Source organism: Pseudomonas sp. LBUM1648 (assembly GCF_059716145.1).
Window position 1 is genome coordinate 4,402,078 of record NZ_CP166808.1, and the last position, 26,175, is coordinate 4,428,252.

At 56.4% G+C, this 26,175-nt stretch carries 23 protein-coding genes and 3 pseudogenes; 12 read left to right on the forward strand and 14 right to left on the reverse strand.

Annotated features, from left to right (window positions below; all coding sequences use genetic code 11):
• Positions 1 to 124 precede the first annotated feature (124 nt).
• Entirely contained in the window at positions 125 to 1,243 is a 1,119-nt protein-coding gene (locus ACA043_RS19905) for an HlyD family secretion protein (RefSeq protein WP_497657782.1), read from the forward strand.
• Positions 1,240 to 2,832, forward strand: coding sequence for a DHA2 family efflux MFS transporter permease subunit (locus ACA043_RS19910; protein ID WP_497657783.1), 1,593 nt, complete (start codon positions 1,240 to 1,242; stop codon positions 2,830 to 2,832). Before ACA043_RS19905 ends, ACA043_RS19910 begins: the two co-directional genes overlap by 4 nt.
• Before the next feature lie 14 nt (positions 2,833 to 2,846).
• On the opposite strand, the gene ACA043_RS19915 is transcribed toward ACA043_RS19910, so the two are convergent.
• Entirely contained in the window at positions 2,847 to 3,287 is a 441-nt protein-coding gene (locus tag ACA043_RS19915) for a carboxymuconolactone decarboxylase family protein (RefSeq protein ID WP_497657784.1), read from the reverse strand.
• Positions 3,288 to 3,464: 177 nt separating this feature from the next.
• Here ACA043_RS19915 and ACA043_RS19920 point away from each other — a divergent pair, with 177 nt between their 5' ends.
• Positions 3,465 to 3,764 carry a hypothetical protein gene (locus ACA043_RS19920; protein ID WP_497657785.1) on the forward strand — a complete coding sequence of 100 codons (300 nt, stop codon included), beginning with the start codon at positions 3,465 to 3,467 and terminating at the stop codon, positions 3,762 to 3,764.
• 135 nt (positions 3,765 to 3,899) lie between these two features.
• Here the strand turns inward: ACA043_RS19920 and ACA043_RS19925 are convergent, their stop codons facing one another.
• On the reverse strand, positions 3,900 to 5,468 hold the full coding sequence (locus ACA043_RS19925; RefSeq protein ID WP_489881080.1) for a sensor domain-containing diguanylate cyclase: 1,569 nt from the start codon (positions 5,466 to 5,468) through the stop codon (positions 3,900 to 3,902).
• Between the two features lie 391 nt (positions 5,469 to 5,859).
• Complete coding sequence (locus ACA043_RS19930) at positions 5,860 to 6,525, reverse strand: ribonuclease T2 (RefSeq protein ID WP_187677577.1); 666 nt, start codon at positions 6,523 to 6,525, stop codon at positions 5,860 to 5,862.
• Between the two features lie 165 nt (positions 6,526 to 6,690).
• Between ACA043_RS19930 and ACA043_RS19935 the strand changes: the two genes are divergently transcribed.
• Positions 6,691 to 7,173, forward strand: coding sequence for a hypothetical protein (locus ACA043_RS19935; protein WP_401266273.1), 483 nt, complete (start codon positions 6,691 to 6,693; stop codon positions 7,171 to 7,173).
• Positions 7,174 to 7,249: 76 nt separating this feature from the next.
• Positions 7,250 to 8,035, forward strand: a complete 786-nt coding sequence (locus ACA043_RS19940; protein ID WP_497657786.1) for a transporter substrate-binding domain-containing protein — start codon at positions 7,250 to 7,252, stop codon at positions 8,033 to 8,035.
• Between the two features lie 132 nt (positions 8,036 to 8,167).
• Here ACA043_RS19940 and ACA043_RS19945 read toward each other — a convergent pair.
• Positions 8,168 to 8,383, reverse strand: a pseudogene (locus tag ACA043_RS19945) (hypothetical protein).
• 136 nt (positions 8,384 to 8,519) lie between these two features.
• Here ACA043_RS19945 and pseH point away from each other — a divergent pair.
• Entirely contained in the window at positions 8,520 to 9,071 is a 552-nt protein-coding gene (gene pseH / locus ACA043_RS19950; protein ID WP_497657787.1) for a UDP-4-amino-4,6-dideoxy-N-acetyl-beta-L-altrosamine N-acetyltransferase, read from the forward strand.
• A 6-nt stretch (positions 9,072 to 9,077) separates the two neighbouring features.
• Here the strand turns inward: pseH and rimA are convergent, their stop codons facing one another.
• From rimA to ACA043_RS19970, 4 genes and pseudogenes are all read right to left on the reverse strand, one after another.
• Entirely contained in the window at positions 9,078 to 9,857 is a 780-nt protein-coding gene (gene rimA / locus ACA043_RS19955) for a S6 modification regulatory phosphodiesterase RimA (RefSeq protein ID WP_497657788.1), read from the reverse strand.
• Between the two features lie 135 nt (positions 9,858 to 9,992).
• Positions 9,993 to 10,865, reverse strand: a complete 873-nt coding sequence (locus ACA043_RS19960; protein ID WP_370872673.1) for a methyl-accepting chemotaxis protein — start codon at positions 10,863 to 10,865, stop codon at positions 9,993 to 9,995.
• A pseudogene (locus tag ACA043_RS19965) lies at positions 10,851 to 12,020 on the reverse strand (methyl-accepting chemotaxis protein); the annotation flags it as partial. The gene ACA043_RS19960 and the pseudogene ACA043_RS19965, both read right to left, overlap by 15 nt.
• 361 nt (positions 12,021 to 12,381) lie before the next feature.
• On the reverse strand, positions 12,382 to 12,744 hold the full coding sequence (locus ACA043_RS19970) for a DUF6124 family protein (protein WP_123532299.1): 363 nt from the start codon (positions 12,742 to 12,744) through the stop codon (positions 12,382 to 12,384).
• Positions 12,745 to 13,324: 580 nt separating this feature from the next.
• Between ACA043_RS19970 and ACA043_RS19975 the strand changes: the two genes are divergently transcribed.
• On the forward strand, positions 13,325 to 13,675 hold the full coding sequence (locus ACA043_RS19975; RefSeq protein ID WP_497659669.1) for a DUF7079 family protein: 351 nt from the start codon (positions 13,325 to 13,327) through the stop codon (positions 13,673 to 13,675).
• A 147-nt stretch (positions 13,676 to 13,822) separates the two neighbouring features.
• Here the strand turns inward: ACA043_RS19975 and ACA043_RS19980 are convergent, their stop codons facing one another.
• Complete coding sequence (locus ACA043_RS19980; protein WP_497657789.1) at positions 13,823 to 15,466, reverse strand: P-loop ATPase, Sll1717 family; 1,644 nt, start codon at positions 15,464 to 15,466, stop codon at positions 13,823 to 13,825.
• A 4-nt stretch (positions 15,467 to 15,470) separates the two neighbouring features.
• Positions 15,471 to 15,936, reverse strand: a pseudogene (locus tag ACA043_RS19985) (hypothetical protein); the annotation flags it as partial.
• Positions 15,937 to 16,091: 155 nt separating this feature from the next.
• Between ACA043_RS19985 and dusA the strand changes: the two are divergent.
• A complete protein-coding gene (gene dusA, locus ACA043_RS19990; protein WP_497657790.1) occupies positions 16,092 to 17,087 on the forward strand; it encodes a tRNA dihydrouridine(20/20a) synthase DusA in 996 nt (331 codons plus the stop codon).
• Positions 17,088 to 17,162: 75 nt separating this feature from the next.
• On the forward strand, positions 17,163 to 17,543 hold the full coding sequence (locus ACA043_RS19995) for a DUF2388 domain-containing protein (RefSeq protein ID WP_401266248.1): 381 nt from the start codon (positions 17,163 to 17,165) through the stop codon (positions 17,541 to 17,543).
• On the opposite strand, the gene ACA043_RS20000 is transcribed toward ACA043_RS19995, so the two are convergent.
• Complete coding sequence (locus tag ACA043_RS20000) at positions 17,544 to 18,377, reverse strand: undecaprenyl-diphosphate phosphatase (RefSeq protein WP_187677564.1); 834 nt, start codon at positions 18,375 to 18,377, stop codon at positions 17,544 to 17,546.
• 506 nt (positions 18,378 to 18,883) lie between these two features.
• On the opposite strand from ACA043_RS20000, the gene ACA043_RS20005 reads away from it, so the two are divergent.
• From ACA043_RS20005 to ACA043_RS20015, 3 genes are all read left to right on the forward strand, one after another.
• On the forward strand, positions 18,884 to 19,624 hold the full coding sequence (locus ACA043_RS20005) for a winged helix-turn-helix domain-containing protein (protein WP_497657791.1): 741 nt from the start codon (positions 18,884 to 18,886) through the stop codon (positions 19,622 to 19,624).
• Positions 19,625 to 19,895: 271 nt separating this feature from the next.
• Entirely contained in the window at positions 19,896 to 20,555 is a 660-nt protein-coding gene (locus ACA043_RS20010; RefSeq protein WP_187677562.1) for a winged helix-turn-helix domain-containing protein, read from the forward strand.
• 388 nt (positions 20,556 to 20,943) lie between these two features.
• Positions 20,944 to 22,338 carry an undecaprenyl-phosphate glucose phosphotransferase gene (locus ACA043_RS20015; protein WP_187677561.1) on the forward strand — a complete coding sequence of 465 codons (1,395 nt, stop codon included), beginning with the start codon at positions 20,944 to 20,946 and terminating at the stop codon, positions 22,336 to 22,338.
• Between the two features lie 334 nt (positions 22,339 to 22,672).
• Here the strand turns inward: ACA043_RS20015 and ACA043_RS20020 are convergent, their stop codons facing one another.
• The 3 genes from ACA043_RS20020 to ACA043_RS20030 are packed head-to-tail and all read right to left on the reverse strand — an operon-like array spanning position 22,673 to position 26,171.
• Positions 22,673 to 24,751: a YjbH domain-containing protein gene (locus tag ACA043_RS20020; RefSeq protein ID WP_497657792.1), complete on the reverse strand. Its 2,079-nt coding sequence runs from the start codon at positions 24,749 to 24,751 to the stop codon at positions 22,673 to 22,675.
• A complete protein-coding gene (locus tag ACA043_RS20025; RefSeq protein ID WP_497657793.1) occupies positions 24,748 to 25,509 on the reverse strand; it encodes a capsule biosynthesis GfcC family protein in 762 nt (253 codons plus the stop codon). The genes ACA043_RS20020 and ACA043_RS20025 overlap by 4 nt, the downstream gene beginning before the upstream one ends.
• Positions 25,506 to 26,171: a YjbF family lipoprotein gene (locus ACA043_RS20030; RefSeq protein ID WP_497657794.1), complete on the reverse strand. Its 666-nt coding sequence runs from the start codon at positions 26,169 to 26,171 to the stop codon at positions 25,506 to 25,508. The genes ACA043_RS20025 and ACA043_RS20030 overlap by 4 nt, the downstream gene beginning before the upstream one ends.
• Between the last annotated feature and the right edge of the window lie 4 nt (positions 26,172 to 26,175).

The following is a 26,175-nucleotide window of genomic DNA, read 5'->3' on the forward strand; positions in this document are numbered from 1 at the left end:
CTGGAACCCGCATATATCCCTTGGAGGGACAACTGACGATCGGTCGAAGATTTCAATTGCCACAAAATATTACCTGCGTCATATTACGGCCGTAATAACGACCCGTTTCCGCAGGTATCCCTCCATGACCAGCATGCCCCCCCTCGAACCTGCCCTCGTCACCCCGGTCAGCGCCAGGCCTCCCCTGCTTAAACGTCTGTTGATTCCCTGTGCCGGTTTGATCGCGCTGGTGTTCGCCTGTTTGTATGCCGTGCACTGGTGGGGCACCGGGCGCTTTCTCGAGGAAACCGACGATGCCTATATCGGAGGCGACGTCACGGTGATCGGGCCAAAGGTCGCCGGATACATCGAAGAAGTGCTGGTCAGCGACAACCAACCGGTTAAGGCGGGTGACGTGTTGATCCGCCTCGATGCGCGCGATTACCGCGCCAACCTGGCCAAAGCCGAAGGCGCGGTGGCGGCCGAACAAGCGCTTTTGGCCAACCTCGACGCCACCGAGCAACTGCAACACGCGGTGATCGGTCAGGCCCGTGCCGGCATTGATGCGGCGGGTGCCGAAACCGCGCGCTCGCGGGATGACAACGCGCGCTACAAACGTCTGGTGACCACCAATGCCGTCTCGGTGGAAAGCGCCCAGCGCGCCGACGCCACCTTCAAAACCGCCCAGGCCCTGAGTGCCCGCGCGCAAGCCGAACTGCTCGCCGCGCAACGTCAACTGGCGGTGATCGATACGCAGAAACAGCAAGCCCGCGCCGCTCTCCAGCAGGCGCGCGCCGAACGTGATCTGGCGCAACTCAACCTCGGCTACACCGAATTACGCGCCCCGGTCGATGGCGTCATCGGCAACCGCCGCGCGCGGGTCGGCGCCTACGCACAGGCCGGTTCGCAGCAACTGTCAGTGGTCCCGGCGAGCGGCTTGTGGGTCGATGCCAATTTCAAGGAAGACCAATTGGCGCGGATGAAACCCGGCCAACGCGTGAGCATTCGTGCCGACGTGTTATCAGGTCAGCAATTCCACGGACGCCTCGACAGCCTCGCCCCCGCTACCGGTTCGCAATTCAGCGTACTGCCGCCGGAAAACGCCACCGGCAACTTCACCAAAATCGTCCAGCGCGTACCGGTGCGAATTCGGCTCGACCCGGCTGATGGCGTGCTCGGCCATTTGCGTCCGGGCCTGTCAGTGACCGCTGAAGTCGACACCCGCGCGCAACCTGAAAACAGCGCCGTGGCAGCCGCGCCATGAGCACCACCCTCGCCGCCCCGGCGCAACCGTTCAACGCGGCAAACATGGCGACCGCTACCAAAGTCTTCGCCTTTGCGACGATGTGCATCGGCATGTTCATTGCGCTGCTGGATATTCAGATCGTCTCGGCGTCGTTGCGCGATATAGATGGCGGACTGTCCGCCGGCACCGATGAAACCGCGTGGGTGCAGACCAGTTACCTGATCGCCGAAATCATCGTGATCCCGCTGTCGGGCTGGTTATCGCGAGTGTTCTCCACGCGCTGGCTGTTCTGTGCCTCGGCGGTCGGCTTCACCCTCGCCAGCCTGCTCTGCGGCATGGCCTGGAACATCCAGAGCATGATCGCCTTTCGCGCGCTGCAAGGCTTTCTCGGCGGCTCGATGATTCCGCTGGTATTCACCACCGCGTTCTTTTTCTTCACCGGCAAACAGCGGGTGATTGCCGCCGCAACCATCGGCGCGGTCGCTTCACTGGCGCCGACATTGGGGCCGGTGATCGGTGGCTGGATTACCGATATTTCGTCGTGGCACTGGCTGTTCTATATCAACCTGGTACCTGGGATTTTCGTTGCCGTGGCGGTGCCGATGCTGGTGAAGATCGATCAACCGGAACTGTCACTGCTTAAAGGCGCGGATTATCTGAGCATGGTGTTTCTGGCGCTGTTTCTCGGCTGCCTGCAATACACCCTCGAAGAGGGGCCGCGCTGGAACTGGTTCAGCGATCAGACGATTCTGACCACCGCGTGGATCAGCGGGTTGGCGGGATTGGCCTTCATCGGCCGCACGTTGCACGTGGCGAATCCGATCGTCGATCTGCGCGCACTCAAGGATCGCAACTTCGCGCTCGGCTGCTTTTTTTCGTTCGTCACCGGGATTGGTCTGTTCGCGACGATTTACCTGACGCCGCTGTTCCTCGGCCGGGTGCGTGGCTATAGCGCGCTGGACATCGGTCTGGCGGTTTTCTCCACCGGGGTGTTCCAGATCATGGCGATTCCGCTGTACGCCTTTCTGGCCAACCGGATGGATTTGCGCTGGATCATGATGATCGGGTTGGGTTTGTTCGCGGTGTCGATGTGGGAGTTCAGCCCGATCACCCACGACTGGGGCGCCGGAGAGTTGATGCTGCCGCAAGCCCTGCGCGGGATTGCCCAGCAACTGGCGGTGCCGCCGGCGGTGACGCTGACCCTCGGCGGGCTGGCGCCGGCGCGGCTCAAACATGCGTCGGGCCTGTTCAACCTGATGCGCAATCTGGGTGGCGCGATTGGCATTGCTGCCTGCGCAACCATTCTCAATGACCGCACCAACCTGCACTTCACACGGCTGGCCGAGCATCTGAACAGCAGCAACGAGGCGATGAATCAGTGGCTGTCCCAGGTCGGCGGCAACCTCGCCACCCTGGGCCAGAGCGGCGAAATCGGCGTCACCGCCAGCCTGCGTCAGTTATGGCTGCTGACCTACCGCGAGGCGCAAACGCAAACCTACGGCGACACGTTCCTGATGATAATGGTGTGCTTCGTCATCGCCACCGCCATGGTGCCCTTGATGCGCAAGGTACAACCACCGGCCGCGCCGAGTGCCGATGCACATTGATCTGCGGTGTGACCTCAGGCTTGCGGCGTTTTACGGAAGCCCACCGCCAGACGATTCCAGCTATTGATGGTGCTGATCGCCACAGTCAGGTCGACCATTTCTTTCGCCGTGAACTGCGCAGCGACGACGTCGTAATCTTCGTCCGGGGCGTGGGTCTGGCTCAGCTGGGTCAGCGATTCGGTCCACAGCAGCGCGGCGCGTTCACGGTCGCTGAAGAACGGCGCTTCACGCCATGCGGTCACGGCGAACAGACGACGTGGCGTTTCACCGCCCTTGATCGCATCAGCGGTGTGCATGTCGATGCAGAACGCGCAGCCGTTGATTTGCGAGGCGCGCAGCTTGACCAGTTCGATCAGGTTTTTTTCCAGCGGCAGTTTGGAGACGGCCGTTTCCAGGGCGATCATCGCTTTCAGAGCGTCTGGGGAAGCGGTGTAGAAATCGGTACGGGCTTTCATGGTGGATTCCAGGGCAAGTGAATGTGTGGCTACGTTAGTCCCGGCGCGTGGTTCGACAAATAGCCAATATTCGCGAAGATCAGGAGGCCATTTGATTGACCGCTCGTCACTCTACCGGCACCAAGCGTTCGGCGCGTCAGACCAATATCAGGTAAATCCCCTTTTTGGAGACCTACCATGATGACGCGCAAATTCACCTCGTTATTGCTTGCCGGCCTGCTGGCCACGGCTTCGGCCGCCAGCTTCGCGGCCAACGATGGCGCTGATGCTACCGGCACCAAATCCGGCGCCACCAGCGGCTCGACCATGCCGCCAGACAACACGCCGGGCGCGCCTTCTGGCGGTAGCGGTGCCAATGGCGCCGGTTCCGGTACTGGCACTAATGGCGGCGCCAGCGGTTCGGGCTCGGGTGCCGGTGGCGGCACGGGTTCGGCCGGCGGCGGGACGGGCGGCGCAGGCGGTGGCACGGGCGGCTGAACGAACAAGAGCCACCCTTGGTAAACCGCAATACCAATGTGGGAGCGAGCCTGCTCGCGAATGCTGTGAATCAGTACAAACATTTTTGTCTGACACAACGCTTTCGCGAGCAGGCTCGCTCCCACAGGTTTGGTTTTAGCGATCGGAGCGCATGAGTTCCGCTAAACCGTCCTCCGGCGACAGCACCGCCGCCCGGTTGCGCCCGGCATTTTTCGCCTGATACAGCGCCGCATCCGCCCGTTGGATAAACACTTCCGGGCTGTCATTGCCATTGGGAATAAATGAATAACAGCCCAGACTCACGGTGAGATATTCGGTGGGTGATCCACTGTGGGTAATGCGTTTGTCGATCACGCTGCGGCGAATCTGCCCGGCAATCGCCAATGCGCCGTTGATGTCGGTATCGGGCAACAGCACCGCGAACTCCTCGCCCCCGTAGCGCACTGCCAGATCCGACTTGCGCTGGCAGCAGTTCTTCAGCACCTGCGCCACTTGCGTCAGACAATGATCGCCGGCCACGTGGCCATAAGCATCGTTGTAACGCTTGAAAAAATCGATATCGAGCATGATCAGGCTGACCGGGCTGACCTGCCGCGCACCCCGGGCAAACTCGATTTCGAGTGACCGTTCAAACAGTCGCCGGTTCGCCAGTCCGGTGAGGCTGTCGTGGGTGGCGATCTGCTCCAGCGAGCGTTGTGCCTTGCGCAGGTTCTTCTCGATCCGCTCACCGTCGCGCACCTGATGGATGAACACCCAGCCAAACAGCCCAATGCCCAGGATCACCAGCGCCACGATCACGCTGGACTGGAACGCACGTTCATACCAACCCTTGAGAATTGTGTCCCGTGAGGTCGCGGCAGACACCACCAACGGATACGACGCCAGTTGTCGATAGCCGTACAAACGATTAACGCCGTCGACCACCGAATTGAACATCGCCGTACCGGCCGCGGCGTTGGGCAACAGCTTTTGATAGATCTCGCCCTGGGCCAGTGACGTACCGATCAGCGATTCGTCAAACGGACGACGAGCGAGCAAGGTGCCGTCAGTCAGGCCGAGGAACATGATGCCGTTGTCGTCGAGGCTGAAGCTTTTGAAGAATTGGTCGAAGTACGCCATCTTGATTCCGGCCAGCAACACACCCTGAAAATTGCCGGCGCGGTCATTGACGCGCTTGGAGATCGGGATGATCCACTCACCATCCTCGCGGTTGCGAATCGCCGGGCCGATGTGCGCCACGGTCGAGGCGTTCTGCTGATGGAACTTGAAGTACTCACGGTCAGCCACGTTGATGTCATGGGGCAGATCGTTGAAAGAGGTAAGCACCCACTGTCCCTGCTGGTCGAACAGGAACATGCCGTGTAACTGACTTAGTTGCTGCACCCGGCGGGCGAAGGTTCTTTGCAGCCGCGGCTTCTGCGCCGCGCCGTAACCATCATCCTGAATCCAGTCGACCAGGCTGGTCATCACCAGATCCGCCGCGAGAAACGTGTCTTCTGCCTGCTGCGCCATCGCCCGGGTCAGGTTGCTCGAGGCCATTTGCGCCACCGCCAGATCCTGACGCCGCGACTGCTCCAGCTGTAGATACAACAGACCAAACAGGCACAAGCTCACCGCAACGACAAACAACGCTGCCGCTTTACGCAGCGGCAAGCGTTTAAGCGCGCCGGGGGCCTGTTGTGGATCGTGAATGGGGATAGGCAAAAGCATGTCCTGGGCAGGTACGACAGGGGCGCAAGCCCGAAACCCTTATGTTTTGTGAGCGTAGTTCACACGGATGCAGGGGGCAAACACCCCGCTCTCGCCCAGTTGTATCGGCGCACGGTGGATTTGGATGATCGCCACAGGTCGATTTATTTTTACGATCGGTTTTGCAGTAGATAAGCAGCGTGGACACGAGGCCCCTGTGGCGAGGGGATTTATCCCCGATGGGTCGCGCAGCGGCCCCAAGAAACCGGACTGCTGCGCAGTCCATCGGGGATAAATCCCCTCACCACAGGTTCAGAGCTCAGTGCTCAGTGCTCTCTGCTCTCTGCTCTCTGCTCTCTGTTCAATGCTCAGCGCTCAGCGCTCAGCAATTCTGATTCAAATCACCTCAGCGCGACGGCGGCACGCGAATATCCCCCGCCCGGCACTGAGTTTTCACACCCTTGCCACAAGCGCCAGGCTGCAAGTCTTTACCCATGCACACGCGCACCTCGGACAATTCCGGGCCGCTGCAAATCACCGCGATGCCATCCGCTGGAATCCCCGGGTTAGCTTTGCGGAACAAGTCGGCGATTTCTTGCGCCTCAAAGTAATAGGAGGTGCTGAACGGTTGCAGCTCTTGCGGGATTTTTACCGCGCCAACAGCCTTATCCGCCGCATCCAGATAGCCCATCGCGCCGAGACCACTGCACGTGCCATGTTTCGACCATTCGTGATCAAGCAACTTCTTGGTCGGGAACAGCGTCATGCCTTTGTTGCTTTGCGCCGCCGACAACGTGGTCAGTGGCGGGCAGGACTCCGGCCAGCCGCCCTTGGCGTATTGCGGCCACAGACCGTGCAGGACAAAGCCGTAACCTTTGCCCGAACACTGCACGTCATCCTTGTGCGTAAGGCAAAACGTCGGCGACCAGGACAGCGCCAACAGGTAGTAATCGAATACCCCCGCCACCGATTCCGCCTGCACCTTGCCGGACTGGGATTGGCGCGCCGAACTCAGACCGATGCTACCGGCCGTCAGCGCAATCACCGCCAAAATTGTAAACAGCTTTTTCATGTACCCGCTCCTTGGGACGCCTGCGTCCGTGGTTTTCGTTCCTGACCAGACGTGGTCAGGGCTGATTTGGACACGCCAGTGTTGCAAGCGCATGACGCAAGGCAAGGCCGTACCCCGTTGAAAGGTCTACGATTAATAAGCAGCCATCAAATACAGGGAACCGAAATGAGTAAAGCAGACGAACTCGCCGCGAAGCTCAAGCAAACCCGGCACAACCACGCGGCCGACATCACCTGCGCGGAACTGGAGATCGATTGCTGGCCCGCGCAGGTCTACGACCTGTACCACCGCATCGAGGCGTGGCTGCAACCGGTGACCGAAGTCGGCCTGAAGATTCGGCGCAATCCAACGCACATTTGCGAAACCTCCCCGGATGGCGAATCCCACGATTACGCCATCGACCAACTGGTGATCGAGGCGAATGACCAAACCCTGACATTTGATCCCATCGCACGCTTTACCGAAGATGGTTCTGGACGGGTACAAATCACCCTGCCGGAGCGAAACACTTATCTGTTGCGCACCGTCGATGAACACCACGAAAGCCACTGGTGGCTGCAGACCGTTGAAACCGGGCAGGAGCTGGATGCCATTGCGTTGACCGAGAACAACCTGTTGCAGGTGGTGCAGGAAGGATTGGGCTTGTAAGTGCACTTCGACGATAGGGATCAGCGCCGAGAACGTGGTTAACTTCTCGCTCCGATCCCTTTGAAGCCCGACAGACATGACAAAAACCAGAATCTTGCTCGGTACCTTGCTGGCCCTGCCCCTGACCTTGAGCGCGCAGGCAGCGGAACAACCGTCGCACCTCGACACCATCCAGCAACAAGGCCAACTGCGCGTCTGCACCACCGGCGACTACAAGCCCTACACCTTCAAACGCACCGACGGCGACTTCGAAGGCATCGACATCAGCATGGCCCGCTCGCTGGCCGACAGCCTCGGGGTCAAGGTCGAGTGGGTACCAACGACCTGGAAAACCCTGATGCCGGACATGCAGGCCGGCAAGTGCGACATCGGCATGGGCGGGATTTCGGTCACGCTGGACCGACAGAAAAAGGCCTACTTCAGCAACACCCTCGACGTCGATGGCAAAATCCCGCTGGTGCGCTGCGCCGATCAAGCCAAATACCAGACCGTCGAACAGATCAACCAGCCCGGCGTGCGCCTGGTGGAACCCGCCGGCGGCACCAACGAAGCCTTCGTCCACGCCTTCCTGCCCAAGGCGCAACTGGCCCTGCACGACAACGTGACGATCTTCCAGCAACTGCTCGACAACAAGGCCGACGTGATGATCACCGACGCCTCGGAAGCGCTGTATCAGCAGAAGCTGAAACCGGGATTGTGCGCGGTCAATCCGCAGCAGTTCATGCAGTACGGGGAGAAGGCTTATTTGCTGCCGCGTGATGACATCAGTTGGAAGCTTTACGTTGATCAGTGGCTGCACTTGAGCAAAGTCACTGGCAAATACCAGAAGGTCATTGGTGAATGGCTGGCCGTGCCGCAGTAAGCAATCGAGCCTGACACTCAATCAACCAGACCTGCACTGAGCAGTCAGGCTCACATTGAACCTGTGGTGAGGGGATTTATCCCCGACGGGTCGCGAGCGGCCCCACTTTTTTTCAGGTTCAGGCACAAACACTCAATCGTCATGCAACATCCCGGAGCTGTACTGGTTCAAGCTACTACCAATACTGCTCCCGCCAAACTTCAAAGTCGTCGCATGGCTCTACCCGTCCAGCGACTGACAATCCGCCGAAAAACAACTGCTGGTCGTCAACCCGCCCGCCCCCGAACACGCACTCAACACCGACACCGTTCCCGCAATCAACAACACTTTGAAGACATCAAGGCGCATGGCACGATTCCCCTCGGGATGAAAAGCAACGATCTTGTGCCAACATCCTAGGCCTGCCCCGTACACCGCAACATGAAATTTTCCGGATCGACAGCGCCGGTTCAGTATCGCCTGACCGCCAGACAAGGACATCACCATGCAATTCCTCCCCCTCACTAACGCCAGCCCCGCCATCCAGGCGCATGTGCGTACCCTGCGCAATCAGCAAGACGTGCGCAAGTTCATGTACACCTCCCATGAAATCAGCGAACAGGAACACGCGAACTGGTTGGCGTCCTTGCAGGGCAATCCACGCCAGCAAGTGTTTGTGGTGATCAAGGATCAGCATGCGGTCGGGATCGTCTCGTTGAACGCGATCAACGCTGCGCAGAAAACCGCAGATTGGGCGTTTTATCTGGACGTTGGCTTGCAGGGCAAGGGCTTGGGCAGCGTGGTCGAGTTCTGGATGCTCGATTACGCGTTTGATGTGGCGGGGCTGGAAAAGCTGAATTGCGAAGTACTGGCGATGAATTCAGCGGTAGTGAAGATGCACCAGAAGTTCGGGTTTGAGATTGAAGGTGTGAGGCGGCAGAACGTGGTGAAGGATGCCGTTAGGATTGATGTGGTTTTGTTGGGGATAACCAAGGCTGAGTGGCAGAACAAGCGACCTGCGCTGGCCGCCGTTATCGAGCGGATCAGTGCGAGCTGAACGAGATCATCTCTCCAGCCACGCACCTTTGGTGATCTGCGCCAGCGATTTGAAAGCAGGCTTTGCGAACCAGAAACCCTGCATCAGATAAATGCCGCAATCGGCGAGAAAGTCTCTTTCCTGGGCATCTTCAATGCCCTCGGCGATCACCTCAACGCCCAACTCTCTGCACATGTTCACGACGTTACGCACGATGGTCTGGCGCACACGATCAAGGTGAATATCCCGGACCAGCGCCATGTCCAGCTTGATCAAATCCGGCTGAAAATCCGCCAACAGGTTAAGGCCGGAATAGCCTGCGCCAAAGTCGTCGATTGCCGTCTTGAAACCAAACTCACGGTACTCACGCAGAATGTTCGTCAGATGGCTGTTCTTTTCAACGTGCTCGCCCTCAACCGCCTCGAAGATCAGACGATCCAGCGGGAACCCGTGAGCGCGCGCTGCTTCAAGCGTGCTGCGAATGCACAATTCCGGACGGTAAACGGCATTCGGCAAAAAGTTGATCGAGAGGTACTCGGTCATACCTAACTGAGCCGCCGTGGAAATCGCCCGCACACGACACAGTTGATCAAATCGATATCGGTTTTGATCGTCCACCTGCTCCAGGACTGACAACGCACCTTCGCCATTCACGCCGCGAACCAAGGCCTCATGGGCAAAGGTCGTTTGATCGCGCAGATCCACAATCGGCTGAAACGCGAAGGCGAAATCCAGATCCGGCGCGCCTTTGTTTTTACAGCCCTGGCAGCCTCCGGGAGAGGCGGATGATTTTGGAAATTCGGTCATGAAACCCCCTGATAACGGGTTGTAAACGTCCATGTGATCAATAAGCAGCTGTTCGGTTATGTGCTACCCAGCCATAACTGTAGCCCAACGGCGCCTGGATATTTTGAAGGCGCCGTGGGCTCATCGTTCACAAAATCAAGTGCGGAAATGCGCGGTCATTCGCTGTAAGTCCTGCCCCAGCGAAGCCAACTCAATCGTCGCCGCTGCACTCTCTTCGCTGGCAACCGCCGACTGGTCGGCCACATCACGCACACTGACGATGCTGCGATTGATCTCGTCGGCCACGGCACTTTGCTGCTCGGCCGCGGCCGAGATCTGCAGGCTCATCTCCTGGATCGTCCCGATGGACTGATTGATCTCGGTAATCGCCAGCTCGGCCTTCTGCGCCAACACCACCGTATCGAGGGTGCGCTCGCGGCTGGAAGCCATCAGCGTCGAGGCTGCTTGCGTGCCCTGTTGCAGGGTGACGATCAGCGCTTCGATTTCCTTGGTCGAGTCCTGTGTCCGCTGCGCCAGCGAACGCACTTCGTCTGCCACCACGGCGAAACCACGGCCCTGCTCGCCTGCCCGCGCCGCTTCGATAGCGGCGTTCAACGCGAGCAAATTGGTCTGCTCCGCGACGGCTTTGATCACATCGATCACTTTGCCGATCTGCTCACTGTCCTGAGACAGCACGTTCATCGCACCGCCCAACTCTTCAATGGCCACAGCGAGCTCGCTGATCTGCACCGTCGCCTGCTTCACCACCGTACTGCCGTGACGCGCCTGCTGATCGGCCAAGGTCGCGGCAGCCGAGGCGTCTGTTGTGTTACGGGCAACTTCCTGCACCGTCGAAGCCATTTCGTGCATCGCCGTGGCGACTTGATCCACTTCACTTTTCTGCTGACGAACACCCGCGCTGGTCTGCTCGCTCATGGCCGAGAGTTTTTCCGCTGAGGTGGAAATATGCGTGACGCCGTTGCCGATGCCTTGCACCAGCGTATTCAGGTTCTGCGCCATGTCCTGCATCGCGTTTTGCAGATCGCCCAACTCATCTTTGCGCGCCGATTTGGCCTGAACCGTCAAATCGCCTTTGGCAATACGTCGAGCCAGATCAACCGTCAGCGCCAGCGGTAAAGTGATCTGCCGCGAGATGACCACCGAAGCAAACAGCCCGACCACCAGCGCCAACACGGTCAACACCGCCATCTGAATAAAGGCTGAGCGCTGATCTTCACGCGCCAGGCGCTGCTGGGTGTCCATCAGGCCGTTCATGATGCTGTCCATCGCCTTGCTTTCCTGGTCGACCTGCTGGCGCATGCTCTGCTTCTGCTCAAACAGCCCGGCCACTTCCACCAAGACTTCGCGATAACGACGCATCCCGGCGTGCGCTTCTTCCAGTTGACTCGACAGGGTCGCCGGCAGGCTGGTACGCGCCTTGGTGATATCACTCAGAAACGTGTCGATGGTTTCCATCAGCACTTTTTTGTTCGCGTCGTCGGGCACCGCAATGTAACGACGCAACATCAGGCGAAACGTCGTCATGCCGTTGCGCAAGTCGGCCACCGTGCGCAACTCCCGAACACTCTCGCCATCGGCGGACGCCAGAGCATTGGTTGTGGTGCTCTCAAGCATGCCGGCAAAGGTCTGTGCATACTTGTCCGACAGCGCACCCAGCGGTTTCAGGGCATCCGTCGTCGACTTATCGGCATCAATCAGCCGCTTTACCTTCTGATCGTAGGCAACAATCGTGGCTTGCAACGCCTTCAAGGCTTGCTGGTTTTCAGCGCGCGTCAACGTTTCCAGCGCCTTGCTCACAAGGCCCTGCAAGACATTCAACTGAGCGTGATAAGAATCGACGAAGGCAACGTCAGCAGCGGCTTCGTACTGTTTCTCGGACAGACGCATATTTTGCGTAGCGTCATTCAACGTGCCGATCAGCCGCGTCGTACTCAAGCGATCAACCAGCACGCCGTTGCTGTTATAGCCAATGAAAGCAACCGCCAAAACAGCCAGCAAAAGAATGCCGAAACCGGTTCCCAGCTTGCGGGAAACTTTGATATCACCCAGGAAATTCGATGCAACTGCCATATTCAGCCTCAAACGCCCTGACGCGAAACGCCAGGCACAAAAAATAGATCTTCGGCAACCGCAGTCACCGTCCAGACATTCGGGGGTCGTCATCCAAGGCGTGTAACGGGACGCTCCAGCTGTCCCGGAAATGCAAAATGCGATGCTGTTGATGCGTCAAAGAGACCCGACACAAGCATCGGCAGACAAAACCATCACGTCGCAAACAGGGCGTCTGGGCGCAAGATTTATCGATTCAGCAAAGGTATCTGGAAGTGATGCTATAAACTTTAGGAAAACTTGTACAACTTTTTATTTTTGTACAATGGTTGAACTTTTAGAGTCGCGTGATGACGCATTGCCATCACAAATTGTGGCACATCGCTACTGTCGCAAAAAGACGCTGGAAAAACCGATTCAGATGCCCACCCCTCTGCGGCGACGGCCTGCCGCACGCCGCAGAGGGACACGGGTTTTACGGCTTGATTTCGACGTGATCCAACGCCTGATTCACCGCCAACTCGCCCAACATCACCACCTGCGCAATGCCTAGCGCGGTTTTGCGGTTTGAGGGATCAAGCAGCGCAGCGAAGTTGTTGAGCAACTCGGACGCGGAACTCAGCGTTTCACTGGCGTTGGCCAGCAGGGATTCCGTGTCGTACTTCGGATTGGCGAAGTACATGCGTTCGGGCTCGTTAGTGCTGGCCATGATCTGGCTGGCGGGAAGGAGATAGTGATCAAGCGCACGCTCGGCGGCTTCGTGGAGCTTTTTGGAATGGGGGGATTCGTAGGGGGATGCGGGATCGGTTTCTGGTGGGTTGGGTGTTGGTTTGAACATGGTGTAACTCCTGACGGATTAACGAAAAGGAGCCATCACTCTCGCTACCAAACGAAGGGTGGAGGCCATACGCAGGTTGGTAGACCGGTCGTCAGGAACCCCGGCGCATCCGAAGACGCCCCGCGCATGACCACCATAAAACGAAGACGAGAAACGCCCTCGAAAGACAGTAGTCTTGTGCTTCTGACGGAGACGGGCTACCAAACCCGATCACTGGTTTTCAGTGACCCAGGAACGATAGAACCCGCGAGCTAGACGCACAAGCCGGCGGATTCTGTCTTAGGTGTAGGGGGAGGCGCAAGGTTGTGTAGGGCTAGGGTTGTGCCAGCGAGATTCATTTAAACAAGCGCGAGCATTACTGTTTAGATTGACGAAAAACGTCGAGTGCATCGCCGCCAGTCACTGACCAAAGCAAGTCTGATACAGTCGGCAGCGGTTAATTCGATGACAGGGAGTCAAACATGGCGAAGCCAGCCGCACGTATCACATTGAAACCCCAGCCCCTCATGTACGACCAGAATTCAAAGTCGTTGCCGGCGTTTCCGCGATGAAAACGACCAACGCTAATTTGAATCGGACAATGACTGCAAAAGATCGATATGACATCTACTGGGCATTGTCCGATGCGTTTGTCGACAATGAGGTGGACTACGAATCTATCGCCCGACAGACCGAAGATTACGACCCGCTAGAGATAAAACGAATGCTCTACGAGGAAGTCGCACCTGTCTGCCACACGAATTTTGACTGCGTGATTCCAATCATCTGGTCTGCATTTAACCGAGAGCAATTAAATTCTGACATCGCGCAAATGTTGGAAGCCCGAGCTAGTAGTCGCTTTCGACGCCAGAGGGACAAACTATTAATCCGTTGGCTTGAGTTCCGATACAAATACGTTTGGAGAGAGATCTCCACGTACTATCGGAAATAAAATGCCCGGATTGAATAAAAACAGGGACAGATTTATTTCCCGAGCTTTAGCTCCATATCAAAAAATAAGTCTGCCCCCTTTTCGTAGAATAAAAACCCATCTTAATTGTTAATTTAGAGGGTTCTAATGGATCGAGGCTAAAGATATTTAATCGTCTGCAGCATCAGCGTGATTGGTTGCTCCAGCTTTTTCAGAGCTGCCCTCTAGTAGTCCAAGACGCTTGATCAAGCCGGGGTGGACCTTAATGGTGTCAGTGTCGATAAAAGCTTGAGTCGGGTAAAAACAGCGATAACGCCATTGGGAAGAGTTTCCTACTGTTATGCCAATTATGGAGTTCTCAAACAAGAATCTTACAATACTCCTGAAGCCGGCACGGTCAGACACGATGTGCTTATTCGCCAATGCCTCTTCAAGCTCCACAGTTGTAATGGCAGCGTATCGCAGATTTTCTAGTGTTCCTAAATAATCATGAAAGTGAGCATTTTGATTTCGCCATTCGTCGCTAAGCTCTTCGTATAGATACTCACTGTACCCAGGCTCAGCAAGATAAATTGCCTTTGCCTGAATTTTATCACTGTCATTGTCTACTAGATTCTCTTCTCGTGCTGTACGGAAAGAACGGCTTAGAAACGCCACCATGTCACGCGGACGGCCCATTGTCCGGTTGAAGATATGTTTAACCGGCGGCGTCCTGCTTCGCATTTCTCTCTCATGGAAAATATCATGCAAAGAAGCGACGGCAGGCTGGTTTGCTTCTTTTGCATAATAGTTAATACGCGCCAATACTAGCTTTTCAATTGCGTCTTGCGTCCAGCGCAAGCTACTGCTGCAGTCTTCTCGCAGCTTGTTCCTATCGTTGATATCGAAGGTCGAAAAAATATCTTCACGTAGAAAAACAAGCGGCCGAATTCGACCATTAAAATTTTGCAAAACATGCTCTGAAGCATGGAGCAGACCTGAAATAATCGACTTCGACTGCTCGACGAAGTTTGCAACCCAAGCTTCATCTAGCCGGTCAAAAATCAAGAAGATCCGTATATCATCTGGCAAAGTCTTTAACGACTTTTCAAGCCAATTAGTCAAGTTTTCGATATTCTGGTTTAGCTTTCCCTTCAGAGAACTATCATCTTTTATTTGCTCAAAGCTGACTTCTCCGCCGGAGACCGTTATACCTTCATCCCCCGCACCAAGCTCAGGAAGCTTTGCATTGGCAAGGGTAAAGAGCTTTGCTCCTAGCAAGTCAACCCAAGTTGGAATTGGCCCATTGAATAATTTCTGAAGAACTTTTGCAGCCTTCAGAATCTCCTTGGGGACGGCTAGTTGTTTTTCTTCAAAATGACTCATTGCAGCTCGAATACTCTCTACGCACAGCACAAAACGCCAAGAGTCCCGATGCTGAAAACCACCGGAGCGAAGCTGATTGCAAAGAAGCTGATGAGCCTGCCAGTTATAACTTTGGAGCGACATCCCAATTACAATATCGCTTTCTTTGAAAATTTTTGCTGGCTTTTGCAGAAGGTGCAAAAAAACGGCAGTTTTACCGGCACCTTTGCGCCCAAGAAGAAGGTACTGCTTTTTGTTTTTGACGAGTTCGGCCGATACACCCGCGTCAAAAAAATAATGAGTCAAATTCAAATCGCGCTCAGCGGATACTTCACCGACCTCAATCCAATCTGTAATCACAAGAAAATCCCTATAAAAAATTCCAATCGCTCTGCGCGGACGCTGGCCAGAAGCCTTTACAGGTTTTACATCTGCAACGCTCAGGAAAGCAAATTTTTCACCATCCAAATGCTTACAGCGTGACTTTCTTCAGTCGCTGGTTGTGCGTGGCAGCGGACGTCGCAAGATTTGTAAACATCGTTGAATCACCGGAATTAGAGGCCGGGGCGGGCAAATGTGTCTGTGTGTAGAAAGCTGCGCGTTCATCTGTTTCAGCAAATCAAGAATTTCGCAAACCACCTGGAACAAATTCACACTTTCCGAGCCGACCCAATTTTTTGACGCCTGTAAGCGCTGGCTCACTCCAGCACGCTTTCGCGCAACCCTTCAATTCGCTCCCTCATATCTTCTCCCACCGTAAAGTTGTGCTTCTGCCCCACAACCACGTTCAGATCCCGGCCGATTGCTTGGTGCAGATCATCCACCGCCGCTATGCTCGCGGAGCCGCCCGACATCAGCTTGAGCGCGCCCAGCGCTTCGATCTTCTTTGCTCCACCCACGGACTCGGTCGAATGGTCATCGATCGTCTGCGTGTGGCTCTAGAAAAAGAGAAAAAGGGGACCGATTTATTTACACCCCTCTTTCGCCCATATGTGCAGAAGGCCTCCCTTCGCCATTTGACTTCCATAAGCCCTCACCCCCCAATCCTGATAAACTCCTCCACCTCCCGGCCTCACCCAATCCAGAACCGCCAATGTCCCCTATCACCGCCACACCAGCCCCACTCTCCCGCCGCTTCTCCGTCGCCCCAATGATGGATTGGACTGACCGTCACTGCCGTTTCTTCCTACGCCTCCTGTCGAAGAACGCCCTGCTCTACACCGAAATGGTCACCACCGGCGCGCTGCTCAATGGCGATCACGAACGTTTCCTCCGTCACAACGAAGCCGAGCACCCTCTCGCCTTGCAGCTAGGCGGTAGCGTTCCGCTGGATCTGGCCGCCTGCGCGCGTATGGCTCAGGAGCACGGTTACGACGAGGTGAACCTTAACGTCGGCTGCCCAAGCGATCGAGTGCAGAACAACATGATCGGCGCGTGCCTGATGGGTCATCCGCAGTTGGTGGCGGATTGTGTGAAGGCGATGCGGGATGCGGTGTCGATTCCGGTGACGGTGAAGCATCGGATCGGGATTAATGGGCGGGACAGTTACGAGCAGTTGTGCGATTTCGTCGGGACGGTGCGGGATGCCGGGTGTACGAGTTTTACGGTGCATGCGCGGATTGCGATTCTGGAGGGGTTGTCGCCGAAGGAGAATCGCGACATTCCGCCGTTGCGTTATGACGTTGCTGCGCAGCTGAAAGCAGATTTTCCGGACTTGGAGATTGTGCTGAACGGCGGGATCAAGACGATGGAGGCCTGCCATGAGCATTTGCAGACGTTCGACGGTGTGATGTTGGGGCGTGAGGCTTACCACAATCCGTATTTGCTGGCGGAGGTGGATCAGCAGTTGTTCGGCAGTTCGGCACCGGTGATCAGTCGGGCCGAGGCGTTGGCGCAGTTGCGGCCTTATATTGCCGAGCATTTGCTGGCCGGTGGGTCGATGCATCACATCACGCGGCATGTGCTGGGCCTGGGCACCGGGTTTCCGGGGGCGCGTAAATTCCGCCAGTTGTTGTCGGTGGATATTCACAAGGCCAAGGATCCGCTGGCGTTGCTGGATCAGGCGGCGGAGTTGTTGGCGGGGCGTTGATCGATGCGTTGGATGTGCGGGCAACGAATGAGCGTTGCCCGGAGTATTGTTGTACTGACAGGACGTCTTCAGGTTATGCCCGCGTTTAGCCGTGTTTTATTCAAGCGATTCACCCTCCTCGCTTTACTCTCGACTCTTTATGCCAACGCCTACGCATCCTGCGATTTTGCGAAGGGCTGCGGTGATGGAGAAGATGGCCCTTTTCAATCTACGCAGATGTCTGGCTTTCTGGTTTTCACCGGGACGCTGGTTTCGTTTGATGGGACGTCGAACGTTTCCGGACTGAATAAACGTGTTTATTCGGTAGAAGAAATCGAAGCGGCGCGTTATTACCTCGCCAGCGACGGCATGCTGCAAGCCGCGTATTTCACCTCAGCCTTGCAGCGCTTCCGCCAGGAATCCCCCGACAGCGAGTTAAACGACCTCGCCGTCGCCGCGTTGATCAGCAGTCAGTAATCAGCCTGCCGCCGCTGCTGTCCAGTTGACCCAGCCAAACTGCCACGTTGCCAGAATCAGCAAGCCAAACGCGATCCGATACCAGGCGAACGCGGCGTAGCTGTGGTTGGCGATGAACTTGAGCAGGCCACGCACGGCGATCATGGCGAAGATGAACGCCGTGACAAAGCCGAGGGCGAAGACTGGCAGGTCGCTTTGTTCGAACAGGTCTCGGTATTTGTAGCCTGAGTACACGGCGGCGCCGACCATGGTCGGCATGGCGAGGAAGAACGAGAACTCGGTAGCGGCTTTGCGCGAGAGGCCGAACAGCAGGCCACCGATGATGGTCGAGCCGGAGCGCGAGGTGCCCGGAATCATCGCCAGGCATTGTACGAAACCGATCTTCAACGCGTCAGACCAGCGCATGTCGTCGACATGATCGACGCTCACCACGTGGCTGCGCTGTTCCGCCCACAACATGACGATGCCACCGACGACCAGAGCGACGGCCACGGTGATCGGGTTGAACAGGTATTCATGGATCGCATCAGCGAACAGCACGCCCAAAACCACGGCCGGAAGAAAGGCGATCAACAGGTTGAGGGTGAAGCGTTGTGCGTTGCGTTCGGTGGGCAGGCCTTTGACGATTTCGAAGATTTTCGGCCGGAACTCCCAGACCACGGCAAGAATGGCGCCGAGCTGAATAATGATGTTGAACGCCATGGCACGTTCACCGCCGAATTCCAGCAAGTCGGCGACGATAATCTGGTGGCCCGTACTTGAGATGGGCAGGAACTCGGTCAGGCCTTCTACCGCGCCTAAAATCAACACCTGGAAAAAGGTCCAGAAATCCATTAATCCTCCGTCAGAGCGCTCATCGCGAGCGGCCCGTTAAACTGCACTCAGGAATTGAGTATCTGAAATGAAACAATCGGTATATCGACACCCGTTGCCTGACTAGGCGACGCAGAATATGTCTTATCAAAAGACACACTCAAGCCATGTTAGTAATCGTCCGCCTACGAACTACTCGGGAAATATTTAGGCCTTTATATAGAAAAAAGTTGCGTGCCCAATAAAGTGTGATCAATATCACATTCTCTTGGATGGCCAGACAGTGGCCAAAGGACATAAACAAAGCTGTCGCATTGAGTTCAAAATAGTGGCACAATTCCATATTGCCACCATCTAACGACTAGTTCACACTCCCGAAAAAATCAACTAAAAGCCTGAAAAGCTTAATTATTGTTAGAAAACTCGGGAGCCACGTCTAAAAACTGGTCGAATGTTACCAATTGTCAGTCACAGATGAGAACCGGTGCTTTAACATCCCGATGTCAGCACCTAATTCGAGTCAATGCATGATGCTCTCAGGGAACTTGGCGACTAGAAGTCCGCGCCCGACAAACGACGAACCCGGTGTTCTTACTCTGGGCCGTACCCGTGGCGTGGCTGAACATTTTAGAGCGCTACTCGCCAAGCACGTCCGCACCGACATGGCGCTTGATGCCAATTCGTACACTAGCTCATATAAGCAGAATGAACTCTCTGGTTCATATCGAGCCATCTTCATTGTCATCGACAGCCCGCAAGCCCTTGAAGACAATCTTGCGCTGGTGGAGAACCTGCGCACCGATAACTTGAAGCCCATCATTTGTGCGGTCATCACTGGTCGCGGCGCCTTCAACAAGATCAAGTATTTTCTTGCCGGGGCGGACTTCTGTATCAAGCTCAATACCCTTTCCGACGAAGGTGCCGAGTTGCTTGCCGAGTTCTTCAACAGTGAAGAATGGAAAAGAGATATCAATCTGACGCTCGACCCTACTCGTATCTGTCTGATGAGCACCAGCAAGAAGCTGGATATCTCTTTCGCTGAAATGAAGATCCTGGAAGCGTTTGCGCAAACCGGCAACCACATCCTCAGCCATGATGAAATTGCCAACATCATGGGGCTCAATACCAATTTCTACGACCCAAGGGCGCTGGAGAAATCAATCAGCCGCTTGCGTGGAAAAATCAAGGACATGTATGGTACAAACGCGATTCAGAGTATCCGCGGCTATGGCTATCGCCTGATGCGCGGCCTGATATCGACTGCCTGATTCAAGGGCAGCCACCCTTTTGCATGCTTACGAAGGATCGTCTGATGCAGCCATATAGCTCTAGTTGTACTTCACGCCTACTAATAACAAAGCGATTGAATGAGCGCGCCAACATAACAATAAACTTAACAACATAGCAGCAGAACGAGTGGAACTTATCGAGGGCCATTTTCGGGCCCAGACCCTGCCTGTCGATTACTTCCGAGGAAGTCATTGCTCGCCTGCCGATTTACCTTTTAGCCAATTTTGGTACGCAGTTAAGGAGAGAGACATGGAAACTAGTACAACCCTCCCCAGAAAATATTTTGTCGTCGTGACTCACAGTACAACGTCGCAACGTGAGCTTGAGAGCATTCTGTCCAGCGAACGATTCAATTCGTTTGGTACGTCTCAGGCGCAAATGTTTATTGAAGGTGCTACTTCGCCCTCTTCCGCCCCCGTGCTGATGGAGTTCACTTACCCAGGCAGCACCCGTAAAAATGTCGCTCGCACAATTGAACATGACACCCAGCGCATATTGGCCACGCTTGAGTCTGAATGGCTGGCCGCTCAATCGGCGAATCCATTTCACAGTACTCCGGCAATAACCGCTGAAGCCGGCAACCCGCCTCCCGCTCTCGACAGTGCTGCTCCTTACACTGAGACCTGGCACCTCGACAATGATCAAGGCGCATTGATCAAAGAAGACGTAGAGATCAGTCTCACCGGGCTCGAAACTGCACTGGTCAGAAAAATGCTGCACCACGAAGAGCGCGTAGTCAGCCGCGATGAACTGATCCTCAGTATCGGCCGAGAGCCGGAGCAATATCGTGGGCTGGAGATGTGCCTGAGTCGCCTGCAAGACAAATTCAAAAGCGCCAGTAAGGGTGAGCGACTGTTCCGCGCTGTAAGAAACCGCGGCTACTGCCTCATTCAAGAAATCGTGGCTTAAAGACAGCGATATCTGCGAACACTACAAACAGAAAAAAGTGCGACTACAAATACAACAAGAGCACTCTGTTTGGCTTCACCTCCCTTGATGAATAAAATCCCTGCCTCCACCCCTCAAACAGTAACAAATACCCCTTCGATTATTCACCCCCTTCTCTGCGACCTTTTCTAACACCCTAATATTTAATTATTAAAAAGTTGGCATTGTGCCATCTTGTTAGAACTCGTCAGACACCATTCCCGGCAATAACTTAGTCTATTGACTGACGACAGTTCGGCATATCGGCGTTGTTACCTCAGGACACTCGTTAAAACAAAAATAATAACTCTGACTAACAACTCGGCTTTCAACTGTTGAAACCTGAATGGACGTCTTTTGGGGATATCGTATGGATCTTTCTCTCAGTATCAATCGAAGCACGGGCCTCAAGGGACTGACCTTTTGGGGCCAATGGGCGCTGGCACAGGGATTTATCGTTGCTCTGTTGTTTGTACTGGCCGAGCAGCACACCGGTACGGTCGCGTTCTACTACCGAATGTGCGCAACGCTGGCGGTACTGGCTTCGGTGCCGGCTTATACGTTCAGTGGTGTGTATCGCAAACGCGATAACTATCTGACGGGGTTGGGTCGCCTGTTTATGGGCTGGTCCATGACCATGGCGGCGCTGGCGTGCATCGCGTTTATCTGCAAGGCCGATGAGCTGTTTTCCCGACAGGTGATTCTCAGCTGGGCGGTGTATGGCTTCCTCGGACAGGCGCTGTTGTATGCACCGTTGCATGCGTTTTCGAAGTTCTATCAGCGTTCACGCAAAAGCGAGCACAAGACCCTGATCGTTGGTACGGGTGAGCTGGCGCTGGGTCTGGCGAAGAAGCTGAGCCAGATCGAGAACCTGCCACTGGTAGGTTTGATCAGTAACGGTACCGTGCCTGCGCTGGAGTCGGATGCCCCGCGCATCGTCGGTGCTCAGGAACAGTTGCTTGAGCTGATCAAGGCCCACGACATCCGCCGTTTGTACATCACCCTGCCCCTGTCGGAAGCGGCGAAAATCGAAGCGATGTATGTCGATTTGCTCGGTGCCAACGTCGATGTGGTGTGGGTGCCGGACTTGAACAGTCTGACGCTGCTCAATCACTCGGTTAAAGTCGTGGACGGCCTGCCGGCGATCTACCTGAACGAAAGCCCGCTGACCAGTCGCCCGACCGCTGCCCTGAGCAAAAGCCTGGTGGAGAAAGCCGTGGCGCTGCTGGCGATCATTGTGTTGAGTCCGGTGTTGGCGATCATTGCCCTGGCGGTGAAGATCAACTCGCCAGGCCCGGTGTTCTTCAAGCAGGATCGCCACGGCTGGAACGGCAAGGTGATTCAGGTCTGGAAGTTCCGCTCGATGCGTGTGCACGATGACAAAGACGTCAAACAGGCCAGCCGCAACGACTCGCGCATCACCCCCGTTGGCCGCTTCATCCGCCGCACTTCGCTGGATGAGTTGCCGCAACTGTTCAACGTGCTGCAAGGGCACATGGCACTGGTTGGCCCACGTCCGCATGCTGTCGCGCACAACCATTTCTACTCGGGCAAAATCCTCGCTTACATGGCGCGTCACCGGATTAAACCGGGCATTACCGGGCTGGCTCAAATCAGTGGCTGCCGCGGTGAGACGGACACCCTCGACAAGATGCAGAAGCGCGTCGAGATTGACCTGCAGTACATCAACAGCTGGTCGCTGTGGCTGGACTTGAAGATCCTGGTGAAGACACCGTTTACGTTGCTGTCGAAGGATATTTACTGAGGTTCAGCATTACGCAAGGCAACACAGCAAGGGGACGAAAGTCCCCTTTTTTGTGCGCGGGATTTGGGGCCGCCAAAGATCCCTGTGGGAGTGAGCCTGCTCGCGATAGCGGTGAGTCAGTCAATGTTGATTTCGAATGTGCCGACGCTATCGCGAGCAGGCTCACTCCTACAGGGGATCGCGTGTTGGCCAGGATCCGGGGTTCGTCACATGACCCATGTAGGAGCTGCGGCACGCTGCGATCTTTTGATCTTCAAGGATCAGGATCAAAAAATCGCAGCGTGCCGCAGCGCCTACAGGGATAGCGTCGGCTTGAACGTTGATCGATCAGCCGTTACTCGGTGATCTTCTCGAAGTTGCGATAGAACATGTCGTCATCGCGGCTATCGGTCATCGAGTGCAGTTGGTAACCGCGATTGAGCCGCGCACCACCGTCACGGGTCAGTGGCGCCCACACCAGGTTGGCGCGGCGCATGGTCGACATGCTCATCATTTCGTCGAACGGGATCGACAGATAGAGACCTTTGTCGAAGCTACCTTCCCCGTACTCGGCACTGCTGGCTGTGGTGATGGTGGCCCAGGCGCCGAAGCGCACGCCGTTGGAGAACTCGCGGGAGATGTCCAGCGTGCCGCCCCAGTCACCGGCCAGATACCGGCCGACGCTAATGGCCGCGAGCGTGTCGTAAGGCAAATCCGTGTAGCCAGTGATGTGCCCGGTGACCACAGAGTAATCACGCAGACCAAAGCCCTGATCAAACTCACGCTGACGCACGTAGTTCAGATCCGCGCCCACCGACCAGCGCTCACCGGTCGGACGAAACAGCACCTCGCCCCCTACCCCGGCAAACATCGACTCCAGATAACCGCCATAAACCATGCCATACCAGTCTTTATCCAGTTGCTCGGTATGGCTGAGCTGGAACATCGGCATGGTCACCTCGGATTCGGTCAGGTACTGACGCAAATCCGTACGCACGCGCGGCAAGCCGCTGGGTGCATCGTAGGTGAACTTGTCGAAGTTGTTGATCAGGTTGGCGCTGAGCAAGCCGCTCCACCAGGTGTTGCGGTTGAAGCGATATTCGGCGTCCGCGTCGGCACTCAATTGATAGAGAAAGCCATCCGGGCCGCCGACGTTCTGTTTGAAGCCCAGGCCGACGCCATAACTGAAGTGCTGCGGCGCTTCGGTGTAGAGGGTTTTCTCGTTGTGCGGCATCGCCGGATTGATCTCGGTGGTGCGGTGCAGCGACAGCAGCGGTTCCTCGTTGTTGATCACTTCGCGGAAGGTCTGGCGCGGCACGCTGGTTTCTTCCAGCGGCAGGTCGTAGCGCTTGTTGACCATGGTGAACCAGTTAATGTCGTCGTTGACGCTGTTATCCAGAATCCGGCTCGCACGGCCGACAGCCTTGGACGAATGAAAGTAACGCTGCTGCTCGCCATACACGATCAGCTCGGAATCACGCTGGGTGATGCGCTCGACCTTGTAGCCGGCGTTCTGCTGCAAACGCTGAGAGACGTTGGCCCAGTCGACCTGCTCCATCGACGTGGTCGGCATCTTCGCCGGCAACGGTTCGGGGGTTGGGTCGTAGGTCTTGGCGGGTGCCTTGCGGGTGGCGAAATTGGTGTGGAACGTGATGCCGAACATCGCCGTATTGCCGCGCTCCCACGCGGCGCTGACATCGACGGAGTCCGCCACTTTGAACACCGCGCCGAAGTTGATCGGCGAGTCCTGGTTGATGATGTTGTCCTTCGGCTCGTGCTTGTAGTCGTTGCCTTCGTATTCGAGTTTCAGGCTGAGCCGATCCCAGGGCGTCTGGTAACTCACGCCACCGAAAAACGAAGGCTTGCCGCGAAAGTACGAACCCGAGTTGACGTCACCGGTGCCTTCGAGGGCGGGCCGGGTATCGAAGCGATCGCTGGCATAGCCCAACGGGTTGTCGATGTCGCCGCGATTGCCCAGATAACCCCAGGCAATGCCGGCGCTGAAATCAAAATTGTCGAAGCGCTTGTTGGCGACAAAGAATTCACTGGAGAACAAACCCGTACCACCGATATCTCGGAAGCCCAGGGCTACATCGGGCAGCCAATGGCTTTCCTGCCACAGCCGGACTTTGGCGTCGACCGCCTTATCCTTATAGCTTTGGCTGCCGCTGAGGGCCTCGGAGCCGTACGGCCGGTTGGTGATCGCGGTGTAACGAAAGGAACCTTCGAGCCAGTCCAGCGGCTGCAGCGACACGCTGTAGCGGCTGTAAGGCTCGGTGCGGTTGGCGTTGACGCTCAGTTCGCCGGCCGGCGCCATGCGCGCCGTCGGCGTCTGCAACAGGCCGGTGCCACCGAAGTCATTTTGAGTGATGCGCGGCTCGGCATGCGCCAGACCACACGGCAATAACAACACAGCTGCAAAACGTAAATTCAACGAACCACCTCGGCCAGCTGCGTGGCAATCAATTCGGCCAACTGCTGATTCAGCTCAGGGACAGGCGGATCAAGATCATCATTTTTTACCGGCACCAGAATCTTGCTGCCGGCTACGGGGAAGTGCCCGCTCTCGCGATTCCAGTGTGCGATGCCGACGCGCCGGACCACGCCATTGGGCTGAATCAACCACAGGTAATCGACCTCGGCATCGTCCAGCGGCGTGCAGCCTTCAAGGTATTCACGCGCTTCAAGCAGCGGCTGATAAGGCAAGTGGCAGGTCTCGGCGACAGCACCGAGCACTTCGACCTCATCGACGCGTTTGGGGTAGATCAGGCGATCGCCATCGTCGAGACGAATGTTGCGCGCGAAACCGACTTCCACCGCGACCGGATCGAGATCGGCAACCTGCCGCCCCGTCACCTGCATCTGCCGAACTTGCTCGGTCAAACGCAGTGCCAGCGCTGCACGGCTCGGTTTGTCGAAGAGCAACGCCATGCGCTGCAACACGTCCAGATCAAACAGCACGCCAGCCTTGAGCCGCGCCTGTTCTTCCAGCAATGACTGCCGCAACAAAACACCCGCCAGCCAATAACCTTCGGCATTCGGTACGGCCTCGTTGATTACATCGAGCAGGCGCCCGCCCGCCGGTAGCTTGACCGGCCCGGGGTTGGCGACGTCACCGCTGACGGTGACTGCGGCCTGGCTGACGCTGGAGATCAACAGCAGGCATGCCGATAAAATCCTCAGGCGCTTCACGGGACATGCCTGCGCGCGGGCGTCAGTTGCACGATCTTCACGCGCAACTGCGACGTCAGCTGTTGCTCGCTCTGCACAATGAAACCGTCGACGGGATCGACCCAATATCGATTGGTCGCACTCAGGCCAATGGCCGGGGCGTCAATCTGCTCATCGACACGCAGCACGCTGTAGTCCTTGTTGAGAATGGTCAGGGTGTCCATGGACTTGCGGGAGAAGCGACTGTTGACGATCACCCCGACTTCCTGGCCCTTGTAGAGATCGATCCAGCGCCGAGTGGTGTAACCATCGGCGACTTGATGCAGGCCTTGCTTGAACGGTGAGTTATCCGCCAGACGCGTGCCGTCCAGATCACCTTCCAGGCCCAGACCGATACTGCGCACGGCAAGGCCATCACGCAGCAGCAACACTTGTTTGCCGGAGGCGACCCAGAACTGCAGGTCTTCACGCTCGCGCACCAGCGCCAACACCCCGGAGCCGGACGGCGTGGTCAGTTTGAGTTGCGGATAGTTGACCTCGGCCACCTGAGCCGCGGTCACGTCCACCTCGTCCGGCCCGATCACCGCCGACTTGAGGTTGTTCAACGAAGCGCTCATCAGCGGGTTGCAGCCACACAACAACAGGGCCGCACTCAGGCAGACGCCAACTTTCAACGTGTTCACAGTC

What these genes read in the sequence shown, in the direction of transcription:
- ACA043_RS19905 (WP_497657782.1), top strand. Translation starts at nt 125, where the DNA reads ATGACCAGCATGCCCCCCCTCGAACCTGCCCTCGTCACCCCGGTCAGC.
- ACA043_RS19910 (WP_497657783.1), top strand. Translation starts at nt 1,240, where the DNA reads ATGAGCACCACCCTCGCCGCCCCGGCGCAACCGTTCAACGCGGCAAAC.
- ACA043_RS19915 (WP_497657784.1), bottom strand. Translation starts at nt 3,287, where the DNA reads ATGAAAGCCCGTACCGATTTCTACACCGCTTCCCCAGACGCTCTGAAA.
- ACA043_RS19920 (WP_497657785.1), top strand. Translation starts at nt 3,465, where the DNA reads ATGATGACGCGCAAATTCACCTCGTTATTGCTTGCCGGCCTGCTGGCC.
- ACA043_RS19930 (WP_187677577.1), bottom strand. Translation starts at nt 6,525, where the DNA reads ATGAAAAAGCTGTTTACAATTTTGGCGGTGATTGCGCTGACGGCCGGT.
- ACA043_RS19935 (WP_401266273.1), top strand. Translation starts at nt 6,691, where the DNA reads ATGAGTAAAGCAGACGAACTCGCCGCGAAGCTCAAGCAAACCCGGCAC.
- ACA043_RS19940 (WP_497657786.1), top strand. Translation starts at nt 7,250, where the DNA reads ATGACAAAAACCAGAATCTTGCTCGGTACCTTGCTGGCCCTGCCCCTG.
- pseH (WP_497657787.1), top strand. Translation starts at nt 8,520, where the DNA reads ATGCAATTCCTCCCCCTCACTAACGCCAGCCCCGCCATCCAGGCGCAT.
- rimA (WP_497657788.1), bottom strand. Translation starts at nt 9,857, where the DNA reads ATGACCGAATTTCCAAAATCATCCGCCTCTCCCGGAGGCTGCCAGGGC.
- ACA043_RS19960 (WP_370872673.1), bottom strand. Translation starts at nt 10,865, where the DNA reads ATGCAGGACATGGCGCAGAACCTGAATACGCTGGTGCAAGGCATCGGC.
- ACA043_RS19970 (WP_123532299.1), bottom strand. Translation starts at nt 12,744, where the DNA reads ATGTTCAAACCAACACCCAACCCACCAGAAACCGATCCCGCATCCCCC.
- ACA043_RS19975 (WP_497659669.1), top strand. Translation starts at nt 13,325, where the DNA reads ATGACTGCAAAAGATCGATATGACATCTACTGGGCATTGTCCGATGCG.
- dusA (WP_497657790.1), top strand. Translation starts at nt 16,092, where the DNA reads ATGTCCCCTATCACCGCCACACCAGCCCCACTCTCCCGCCGCTTCTCC.
- ACA043_RS19995 (WP_401266248.1), top strand. Translation starts at nt 17,163, where the DNA reads ATGCCCGCGTTTAGCCGTGTTTTATTCAAGCGATTCACCCTCCTCGCT.
- ACA043_RS20000 (WP_187677564.1), bottom strand. Translation starts at nt 18,377, where the DNA reads ATGGATTTCTGGACCTTTTTCCAGGTGTTGATTTTAGGCGCGGTAGAA.
- ACA043_RS20005 (WP_497657791.1), top strand. Translation starts at nt 18,884, where the DNA reads ATGATGCTCTCAGGGAACTTGGCGACTAGAAGTCCGCGCCCGACAAAC.
- ACA043_RS20010 (WP_187677562.1), top strand. Translation starts at nt 19,896, where the DNA reads ATGGAAACTAGTACAACCCTCCCCAGAAAATATTTTGTCGTCGTGACT.
- ACA043_RS20015 (WP_187677561.1), top strand. Translation starts at nt 20,944, where the DNA reads ATGGATCTTTCTCTCAGTATCAATCGAAGCACGGGCCTCAAGGGACTG.